Source organism: Rhodococcus sp. NPDC056960 (genome assembly GCF_042674125.1).
GTDB lineage: Bacteria > Actinomycetota > Actinomycetes > Mycobacteriales > Mycobacteriaceae > Rhodococcus_F.
Genome location: NZ_JBHURF010000073.1, coordinates 1 through 8,577, shown reverse-complemented (window position 1 = coordinate 8,577; position 8,577 = coordinate 1). Strand labels below are relative to the sequence as shown.

Here is an 8,577-nt window from a genome sequence, read left to right as displayed (position 1 = left end):
GCGGGAGATCAGCTGACCGCCGACAGGGAGATCAGCTGTCCGCGCACAGGGACACCACCTGTCCGCCTACCGGGACGCCCCCATGTCCCTTGACAGACCCCGCCGCCTTGCGAATAGCCCATCACATCCGCGCGCTCGACCTTCAGGGCGCGCAGCAGCGCCGCGGCGTCGTCGGCGAACTGCTCGTACGACATCGTGCGCGAGGTATCCGGGGTGCGGCCGTGCCCTTGCTGATCGAAGATGATCACGGTGCGTGTGCCCGCGAATGCCGACACCCACGACGTCATCGAGTCGGTGGCCATGAACGCACCAGGGATGAGCAGCAGGGGCGACACGTCGGACTCGCCGTACACCTCGTGATAGAGGCTCAGCCCGTTGATCGGCAGGTGACCACTGCGCGACGGGGGCGCTCCCGTCACGTCATCGGGCGTCACCGGCCGTCTGGCTTCGGGCCGTAGAGCCGAGCGACATCGGGAGAGTCGAGCCACTTGGAGTAGGTGGGCGACTTCGGCCAACCTTCGGGTGAGTCCTGCCATTCCTCCTGGCGGCCCCAGGGCAGGAGGTCGATCAGCGCAAAGGTGTAGCTGAGCTGTTCGGTGCCGCGGCCGTCGGTGTGCCAGGTGCGGTAGACCCGGTCGCCGTCGCGGAGGAACACATTGACCCCGAAGCCGGCGCCGGGCGGTGCGCCGACGTCAGCTCCGAACGAGCTCTCCGAAGACGAGTACCAGTCCATCTTGTTGCCGACCTTGGCCTTGTAGGCCAGTGCTTCGTCGATGGGCCCGTTGGTGACGATGACGAAGCGGGCATCGTAGTTGTCGAGGATGCCCAGCCGGGTCCACTGCGACGTGAGGCTGGTGCATCCGCCGCACTGCCACTCCGCTCCGTCCGACCACATGTGGTTGTAGACGATGAGCTGCGAGCGGCCGTCGAACACGTCGACCAGCCGGGTCGGGCCGTCCGGGCCGATCAGCGTGTAGTCGGGCAACTCGACCATCGGCAGCCGGCGGCGCTGCGCGGCGATGGCGTCGAGTTCACGGGTGGCGGCCTTCTCCCGCCTTCGCAGGTCGTCGAGGGCGCTCTGCCAGGTCTGCTGGTCGACGACTGGGGGGAGGGCGCTGGCAATCTGCTCGGTCATTGTGCCTCCAGGGTCGGAATGGATCTGCTCTGCAATATTGACCGGATCCGCACCCGGAATTCATCGCGTTGGGCACATCGAGTTCTGTTCCATTCCCGCCGCTGCGGTGGTCAGCACCGCGGCACGTCAGGCCGGGAGCAGGAACGCCGACTGTCGACGAGCAGCGAACTGGGTGAAGTACTCCACCTTGGCGTGATCGACCAGTCCTGGCAGATAGACCTTCCATGCCGTGGTCATGCGCTCGGGCAGGTTTCTCAGGGTGTCGGTCGCGACGGCCAGTTGTCGCGTACCGAAGGCCATCTCCAGCAGCAGGCGACCGACCTCGTCCGGATCCGTGTCCGCACGGAAGTCGCCTTCCTCGACGGCCCTTGCCACCAGTGTCCGGTAGGCCGCAGTCCAGCGATCGAAGACCACGCTCCCGGTGCCCCGGAAGTCGCCGACCTCGTTGAGTAGACGGAATGCCGCCAACGTCAGGCCGTCGCTGTTGTCCGGGTCGATCATCACGTAGGACACCCCGATCAACGCCTCCAACGCGGGCGTGCGGGAGTCGATGTGACGTGAGCATGTCACCGCGAGGCGTTCACAGCCTTCGTCGATCACCGACCGTGCCAACTGCTCCTTCGAGCTGAAATGGAAGTACAGCGAGCCCTTGGTCACCCCCGACTCGGAGATGATTTCTTGCAGGCCGGCATTGACGTATCCCACGCGATTGAACACCTCAGCCGCGGCGGCCAATACAGTCTGGCGAGTGGCTATGGCGCGCTTCTGCACGGTGCCCAACTCCTTGGTCCGATCCGGGTGCTTCGTTAAATCGTACCGGTCGGTTTCGGGTGTGAAAGTTGGACGTTCGTCCTGTCCGGTCGCGGCCCGTTCGACGACGGATCCACGGTGTCACCTCTGCGTCGGGGGGCGAGCCGCCCGTCGTGAGCGCCGGCAGGTTGTCGAACGTGGCGCGCGACAAGTTGTTCGAGGGAATGACGTTGGTCCGGAGCGAGCTCGCGTGTGGTGAGCGTGCCCAGTATCCGCGCGAGGCGTGAGTAGAACTGGGTGGGATTCATTCCGAATGTGACCCAGATGTCGCCGGTGGGGATGCGCCCGTAGGGCGCCCACCGTCGGGCGAGATTCAGTATCGCGGTGTCGTCGGAGTTGGCTCTCCTCATGTCGGAACCGCCTCGGGGGTTGCAGGGCCGTCGGATTCGTCGGAGACCGCCGTTGCGGAGCTCTTCCGCGCGACGTCGCGCAGATGCAGACACACCTCGTCGATCGCCTGTTTCGACTGCACGAACACCCCGACCTCCGTGACGAAGCCGTGGAAGACGCCGGCATACCTGGTCAGCGAGACGGGGACGCCGTCGCGCCGCAGCCGTGCCGCGTAGGCTTCGGCGTCGTCTCGGATCGGGTCGACCTCCGCGGTGAGGATCAGGGCAGGCGGCAGGTCACGGAGGGACTCCGCGCGCATGGGTGCCGCGAGGTGGTCGCCCGCCCGGTGTTCGGGCCCGACGTATTGCTCCCAGAACCAGCGCGCGTCCGCGGTGCTCAGCAGTGGCGCATCGGCGAACTCCGACCACGACGCAGTGGTGAACGTACCTTCGACGGCGGGGTAGGCGAGCACCTGGGTCACGGGCTGAGGGCTGCGTTCGTCGCGCCGGTGCAGGCAGACGGCGGCGGCGAGATTGCCACCGGCGGAGTCGCCCCCGACCGCGATCCGTTCCGGGTCGATGCCGAGCTCCGGTGCCGTCCGGGTCAGCCACGCGTAGGCGTCGAGGCAGTCTTCCAGTGCTGCCGGGTACGGGTTCTCGGGCGCCAGGCGGTAATCCAGGGACACGACCGTCCAGCCGGATCCGGCGGCGATCGCGCGGCACAGCTCGTCGGCCCCGTCGAGGGTTCCCAGGACGAAACCGCCGCCGTGGAGATAGACGAGGGCCGGACCGCGGCCGTCCGGGGCGGTGCCGTCGGGGCGGTAGAGACGAGCCCGGATCGCGCCCGCGCGGGTCGGCACGGTCAGTTGGTCGACATGGTCGAGCGGGGTGATCGGCTCCGCCGGCGGCGCCGTGTTCAGAAGCGCCCTGGCCTGCTCCGGTCCCAGCTCACGGACGGGTTTCTGCAGGATCTGGGTGATCATGTGGGCCACGGCCGTGGCGTCGTCGTCGAGCAGATTCCACCAGGCGGGTGCGTCGTCGTTCATCTCGGAAACCTCGCAGTCATTGACAAGAAGTGATCTGTGCCTCACGATCATAGTCGAATGACTCAGACGTATGACTGCGAAGTCACGTTCCACTGGGGATCCGCTGCTGACGGTGTACCGCGCGCACGATCTCGTCGAATCGAAAGGACAGAAGAATGACCGAAACGACGATCGGTCCCGCGACACGCGGGGACGACGCGGTCGACGGGGTCGACATTCGGATCGAGGACGATGCGAGTCCGATCGTCCGGTTGATCGGTCGGACCATCGCCGACTCCGTCCGCGCGAACGGTGCGGACTCCGTGGCGGGCGTGAACGGCACCGTCGCCGTCCGCTCCCACGACACGCCGCAAGCTGCGACGATCAGCATCTCCGCCGGGGTCGTCGCCGTATCGAGCGGTGTGTTCATCGAGCCCGACGTCACCCTGACCGTCGACCTGAACGCGCGGCTCGCTCCGGTCGGCGAGCCTGTTGTCGCAGGCGACGCCGATCTCGCCGCCGCGGCGCTGGCACTGCTGTCGCCGCCCCTGCCGGATTGGCAGGTCGCCGCGGAAACGTTCTGGGCCGCAGCCCGATCGGTGCCGGGAATCCCCGACGTGCTCGTCGCGATCGCCGACGGCCCCGACGGGCCGGCCCAGCAGATCGTCGGCGACGGCGAGACTCACTATGTGATCGCCGGCCCGCCGGAGTTGCTGGCCGGCATCTTCTCGGGCGCCGACGACCTGATCGCCGCCCTGTCCACCGGTCTGGTCGGCGTGCGCGGCACGCTCTCTCAGCTGTCGGTGCTGGTCGCCGCATCCTGGAAGGTTCGCTACGATGTCTGAAATCACCACCACCGCAACGGATCGCGACGCCGCCGTCCACACGGTCCGGCTCGAGGCCACCAATCACGACGGCTCGTTCCTCGGAAAGAACGTGGCGCCCAGGAAGTTCGCTGCAAGCGCGGGTTCGGGCTTCGCGTTCGCCGATCTCCTGTTCGGCCTCGACCTGGGTAACGCGCCGACCTTCGGATTCGCCTACCCCGAGTGGCGTGGGCACCTCGCCGACCTGCAGTTCCGGCCCGACATGTCGACGCTGGTGCAGTGGGAGCCCGGCCTGCAGTCCGTGATCGGTGACTACTGGCAGGCGGACGGCACCCCGGTCGGAACCTGTCCGCGGAACCTCGCCCGAAAGCTGGTCGACCGACTCGCAACGCGCGGTTTCACGGCCACCGTCGCGGTCGAGATCGAGGCGACCCTGTTCCAGGAGTCCATCCACGAGGCCCGTGCCAAGGGGTATCGCGACCTGACCCCGCTCGGCGGTTCCGCCGGAACCGCATACCACCTCGCGAAGTCGAAGGACTGGATCGACTACATGTCGGCGGTCGCCCGTCGCCTCGACGAGATCGGCATCGAGTGGGAGGCGTGGAGCGACGAGGACGCGGCGGGCCAGGTGGAACTCAACCTGGTGCCCGGCGACCCGATCTCAGTGTGCGACAACTGGGCTCGCACCCGGCAGGTGATGCGCGAGGTGGCCTTCGACCTCGGTCACACCGTCACCTTCATGGCCAAGCCGACCGCCGGTTACGGCCAGGCCTCACACGTCAACCTCTCCCTGCAGCGCGACGGGGTCAACAGTTTCTACGCCGAAGGCGGGCCGTCGCAGACGATGCGGCATGCGGTGGGCGGACTCCTCGCGACGATGCGGGGCGCGACGTCGATCGTGCTGCCGCAGATCACGTCGTACCGCCGCCTGATCGACCTGAGCGGTCCGCCGACGACAGTCACGTGGGGCATCAGCAACAAGACCGCCGCGGTGCGTGCGGTGTGCGGGCACCCGGCGTACTCCCGTCTCGAGTATCGCGTTCCCGGTGCCGATGCGAACCTGTACCTCGCGGTCGCGACCATTCTCGCGGGGGTGATCGCCGGCCTCGACGGTGCGATCGAGCCGCCCGAGCCGGTCACCGACATGGCGTGGTGTGTGCCCGACCTCGAGCGGCTGCCGGACACCATCACCAAGGCGGCCGATGCTCTCGAGACGGACCTGATCCTGCGCGAGCAGCTCGGGGACGAGTTCGTCGACTATTGGGTCGGTACGCGGCGGTGGGAGTGGATGCAGTTCCACACCACCGGCGGTGATCCGTTCGCCGAGCTCTCCGAATGGGAGTCGGCGCGGTACTTCGAGTTCCCGTGAGCGCGGGCAATCCGACGCCGGGCCTCATCCGGCCGATGATCGGCATCACCGGACGACGGTTCCGGCTGGGGCTGATCGACGGTCTGGACAAGCGCTACGGCCACCTGCACACCGACAGCTTCATGTCCGACTTCTCGCAGCGAATCGACAGGGCCGGTGGGGTTCCGGTGAACCTGCCCTACGACGCCGACCCGGATGCGCTGTGCTACTGGCTGGCCGGTGTGGTCATCACCGGCGGACAGGACGTTCATCCGTCGTGCTGGGGTGGCGACCCGTCGGTGGTCCGCGACGTGGATCCGCGGGACGATCCGATGGTCCACGACCCGGATCGCGACGAGTTCGAGATCGCGCTCGTGCGTGCCGCGCTCGCCAGGCACATTCCGGTTCTCGGGGTGTGCCGCGGCATGCAGGTCCTGAACGTCGCCCTGGGCGGCACGCTGATCGCCGATCTCCCGCCCGGCTCCGTCGAGCACCTGTCGGTCTCGCCTCCGCTCACCGACGGTGCCGACGACCACAAGGTGACGTTCGAGCCCGGTTCGATCGCGGAACGGCTGTTCGGCGCCGGCGCGGTGACCAACTCGTGGCACCACCAGGCGGTCGACCGCTGCGGTACGGGGCTCGTGGTCACGGGGCGCGCTGCCGACGGCGTCGTCGAAGCGGTCGAGTTGCCGGGGGCCGCGGTGCTCGGTGTCCAGTGGCATCCCGAATGGATGGAACGCGACGATCCGGCGCTGAGCTGGATCGTCGCCGAAGGCAACCAGCGGGTCTGACGCGGAAAGAACTGTCGGCCGCCACCGAACGATGGCGGCCGACAGTCTCTTTCGGTCAGTGCGGTATCAATCCACGCTCACCCAGGACACGAGCGAACGCAGGGTCGGCTCGGGGGAATCCGTCGAGGGCTGGGCCACCGAACCGGAGGAATCGCCGAGGTGGGTGGCCATCCATGCGTCGAGCACGCCGACGGTGAGCTCGATCTGCGGCTCGGCCGCTGTGCGCTTGGTGAACACCAGCCAGTTGAGCGCGAATCCGTCGGACAACACGGACACGATGTACGTCAGCTCGTCGATGATCGTCCCGTCCACCGGCTGACCCGCAGCGGCCGCGCCGGCCCCGAGGATCGCCCGCATGGTGGCGAATGCATCGTTGTACACCGTCTGGCCCTGCTCGCCCTCCTGACGCTGGGCCCAGCTGATCAGCTCGACGGTCGCCGCGCCGAACTCCGGATTCACGACGTACCACTCCAGCAGGCCGCGCAACAGCGCGCGGGCGGTCGTCGGCATGTCGCCATGGATGTCGTTGCTCGTCAGCACTTCTCGATATTGCTGGCCGACGTGCTCGAAGACCGCGGCGAACAGCACCTCCTTCGAGGCGAAGCAGTAGTGCAGTGTGGCCAACGGAGCGTTCGCCTCCTGCGCGATGCGGCGGGTGGTGGCGCCCTCCACTCCGTGGGCGGCAATCATGCGCACGGCCGCCGCCACCAGTTCGGCGCGACGTTCGGCGGCGGGAATGCGAGCCATGCGTCCTCCTGTCGAATGCGAGATGTACAGATGATCAAGTCGGCTCCCACGTTACCAGCCGGCTCGGTAAATGGCCTGCCGCAGTCACATCCGCGTCACCGAGAGGAAATCTTCTCGAGCTGCGCGGAGGGTGCTCATATTTCACAGTCATATGCCTTGATCAAATGACTGCGTCCGGCTACCGTATGACCGGCATCACATTCCGACTCGCGTTGCGGCCGCGCTCTCACGCCCGCCCGATGTGCGATCAGCTCAAATGAAAGGCGTAGCCATGACGGCGCCAGCACTTACCAGGCTCACCCCCGACGCGACCCCCGAAGAGGCGGTGGCAGTGATCATGCGCGACGGTGGCGTGATCATCGAAGGTCTCTTCGATGACGCGACGACCGCGGGACTCGAGAACGACCTCAACCCGGTCCTCGACGGTGTGGACACGGGCCACGACGAGGTGTTCGCGGGTTCTCGGACCAAGCGAGCCGGTGGTTTGTTCGCGAGGACCGAGCACATGGTCACCGTCGCGATGAACCCCCTCTACCGCGGCGTCGCCGACCTGATTCTGAACAAGCCGATCGACATCTTCGTCGGGGCGGAATCCGTCCCGAATCCCGCGGGCAAGCACGTCGGGGGCACCTCGGCCATCAAGATCGGCCCCGGTCAAGGGTCACAGCCCCTGCACCGCGACGATTCGGTGTGGCTGTGGCGTCACCCTGGCTACGGGCGCGAGGCCCGCGTGCAGATCATGGTCGCCGTCAGTGACTTCACCGCCGAGAACGGCGGAACCCTGGTGATCCCGGGGTCGCACCTCTGGGACGACACGCGGGCACCGCGCCTCGACGAGGCGGTCCCGACGGAGATGAAGGCAGGCTCGGCACTCATCTGGATCGGCTCCACCTACCACGGGGGCGGACCGAACACGACGACCGACTCCTATCGCTTCGGACTGTCGATGGGCTACGACCTCGCCTTTCTCCGGCCGGAAGAGAACAGCTTCCTGACCTACAACCTCGACGAGATCCGCAGGCTCCCCAAGGAACTCCAGCGTGAACTCGACTGGTCGTCGGAACACTACGTCGGCTGGGTCGAGGTCGGGGGTCAGATGTCCGACCCCATGGATCTGCTCGAGCGTGACGACTACACGTCCATCGACGCCGGCCTTCCGGCCCGCGTCTGACCACGAAATCGGAGAGATTCATGACAGAGATCCACCAGCACGCCGGACTCGGCCGTGAGGGGACCGCTCGTACCGCGCCGAAGAAGGCGGTGCTCGTCGGTGTCGGCACACTGCTGGTCGTCCTGACCAACGCTGTCATCTTCATCCTGCCGCCGCTGTTGCCGACTATTCAGGTGCAGTACGGACTCGCCACCGTGGCCGCGACGACATGGCTCTACACGGCGCTGACCCTCGGCGGGGGAGCGGGTTTCATCCTGCTGCCGCGCCTCGCCGATCTGCACGGCGACCGCAACGCCGCGGTGGCGGCGTCCGCACTCCTCGCGGTCGGCGCGCTCATTCCGGCCGTCGGTGACTCGTATCCGACCGTCCTGGTCGGCTGCGCTCTGATGGGCTTCGG

General features: G+C 67.2%; 10 protein-coding genes. 5 read left to right on the top strand and 5 right to left on the bottom strand.

Translation table 11 applies throughout. From position 1 onward, the window contains the following. Positions 1 to 8: 8 nt before the first annotated feature. From ACFTWF_RS44825 to ACFTWF_RS44810, 4 genes are all read right to left on the bottom strand, one after another. Complete coding sequence (locus ACFTWF_RS44825; protein ID WP_378467500.1) at positions 9 to 434, bottom strand: alpha/beta fold hydrolase; 426 nt, start codon at positions 432 to 434, stop codon at positions 9 to 11. Then, positions 431 to 1,135, bottom strand: coding sequence for a DUF899 domain-containing protein (locus ACFTWF_RS44820; RefSeq protein ID WP_378467499.1), 705 nt, complete (start codon positions 1,133 to 1,135; stop codon positions 431 to 433). The genes ACFTWF_RS44825 and ACFTWF_RS44820 overlap by 4 nt, the downstream gene beginning before the upstream one ends. Before the next feature lie 126 nt (positions 1,136 to 1,261). Continuing rightward, positions 1,262 to 1,906 carry a ScbR family autoregulator-binding transcription factor gene (locus tag ACFTWF_RS44815; protein WP_378467498.1) on the bottom strand — a complete coding sequence of 215 codons (645 nt, stop codon included), beginning with the start codon at positions 1,904 to 1,906 and terminating at the stop codon, positions 1,262 to 1,264. A gap of 385 nt (positions 1,907 to 2,291) precedes the next feature. Further along, positions 2,292 to 3,320: an alpha/beta hydrolase gene (locus tag ACFTWF_RS44810; protein WP_378467497.1), complete on the bottom strand. Its 1,029-nt coding sequence runs from the start codon at positions 3,318 to 3,320 to the stop codon at positions 2,292 to 2,294. A gap of 155 nt (positions 3,321 to 3,475) precedes the next feature. Here ACFTWF_RS44810 and ACFTWF_RS44805 point away from each other — a divergent pair, with 155 nt between their 5' ends. Genes ACFTWF_RS44805 through ACFTWF_RS44795 form a run of 3 tightly spaced genes read left to right on the top strand, consistent with a single transcriptional unit; the run spans position 3,476 to position 6,262 of the window. Beyond that, positions 3,476 to 4,144: a hypothetical protein gene (locus tag ACFTWF_RS44805; protein ID WP_378467496.1), complete on the top strand. Its 669-nt coding sequence runs from the start codon at positions 3,476 to 3,478 to the stop codon at positions 4,142 to 4,144. After that, the gene (locus ACFTWF_RS44800; protein ID WP_378467495.1) at positions 4,137 to 5,492 is read left to right on the top strand and encodes a glutamine synthetase family protein; all 1,356 of its coding nucleotides are present in this window, start codon (positions 4,137 to 4,139) and stop codon (positions 5,490 to 5,492) included. Before ACFTWF_RS44805 ends, ACFTWF_RS44800 begins: the two co-directional genes overlap by 8 nt. After that, positions 5,489 to 6,262: a gamma-glutamyl-gamma-aminobutyrate hydrolase family protein gene (locus ACFTWF_RS44795; RefSeq protein ID WP_378467494.1), complete on the top strand. Its 774-nt coding sequence runs from the start codon at positions 5,489 to 5,491 to the stop codon at positions 6,260 to 6,262. Before ACFTWF_RS44800 ends, ACFTWF_RS44795 begins: the two co-directional genes overlap by 4 nt. Positions 6,263 to 6,328: 66 nt before the next feature. On the opposite strand, the gene ACFTWF_RS44790 is transcribed toward ACFTWF_RS44795, so the two are convergent. Then, the gene (locus ACFTWF_RS44790; protein WP_378467493.1) at positions 6,329 to 7,009 is read right to left on the bottom strand and encodes a TetR/AcrR family transcriptional regulator; all 681 of its coding nucleotides are present in this window, start codon (positions 7,007 to 7,009) and stop codon (positions 6,329 to 6,331) included. A 271-nt stretch (positions 7,010 to 7,280) separates the two neighbouring features. Here ACFTWF_RS44790 and ACFTWF_RS44785 point away from each other — a divergent pair, with 271 nt between their 5' ends. Together ACFTWF_RS44785 and ACFTWF_RS44780 are read left to right on the top strand one after the other, a co-directional pair. Then, positions 7,281 to 8,180: a phytanoyl-CoA dioxygenase family protein gene (locus tag ACFTWF_RS44785; RefSeq protein WP_378467492.1), complete on the top strand. Its 900-nt coding sequence runs from the start codon at positions 7,281 to 7,283 to the stop codon at positions 8,178 to 8,180. Positions 8,181 to 8,200: 20 nt separating this feature from the next. Next, positions 8,201 to 8,577, top strand: a 377-nt coding sequence (locus tag ACFTWF_RS44780) for an MFS transporter (protein ID WP_378467491.1), incomplete at its 3' end; no start/stop codon positions are given.